The sequence below is a fragment of the Hansschlegelia beijingensis genome (assembly GCF_045505405.1).
GTDB lineage: Bacteria > Pseudomonadota > Alphaproteobacteria > Rhizobiales > Methylopilaceae > Methylopila > Methylopila beijingensis_A.
This window is the reverse complement of sequence record NZ_JBJKEX010000675.1, coordinates 1-680: the sequence shown is the minus strand read 5'-3', so window position 1 is coordinate 680 and position 680 is coordinate 1. Positions and strand designations below refer to the sequence as shown.

The following is a 680-nucleotide window of genomic DNA, read 5'->3' as shown; positions in this document are numbered from 1 at the left end:
CGCTGCCATCCGCCGCCACGCCGCCGCCACCGCCGATGCTCTGCCCCAGCACGCCGACCGCCTGGAAGCCCTGGCCGCTCTGCGCCCCGGTCTGCACGCCGCCGCCGTCGAGGTTCACATGGACGTCGCCGCCGTTGGACATCGTGGAGCCCGCCCGTCCGAGCGTCGTCCTCGACGTCAGCGTCAGCTTCGCCTTGCCCGAGAGAGCGCCATCCGTCTCCATGCCGGCCACGGCGAGGCCGCCGCGGCCGCCGCCGCCGCCGATGCTCTGCGCGACGAGCCCCTGCGAATAGTCGCCCGAGGTGGCGATCGAGCCGCCCTGCGTGACGTTCACCGTTCCGCCCGCGCCGCCGCCGATCGACTGGACCAGCACGCCGGGCGCATCCCCGCCGGCGGTTACGATCGTTCCGTGATTGACCGCGGTCGCGGTTCCGCCCGCGCCCGACGACGAGCCCGTGCCGCCAAGACCGAGCCTGGAGGCGAGGCAGTGCGACGAGCCGCAGTTCTCGATCAGGTCCCCGGGCAGGACGTCCCGCTCGAGGAAGCCGCTCACGTCGAGGCCGCCGCCGGAGCCCACGCCGCCGCCCCCGCCGATCGACTGGACCCCCACCGTGACGGACTTCGCCAGGTTCCTCGGCTGATCGACGTCGGTGCCCATGAACACCGCCGTGTGATAGGCC

The 680-nt window shown here is 73.8% G+C and carries 1 pseudogene; it reads right to left on the bottom strand.

From position 1 onward, the window contains the following. Positions 1–680, bottom strand: a pseudogene (locus ACIKT0_RS19565) (hypothetical protein); the annotation flags it as partial.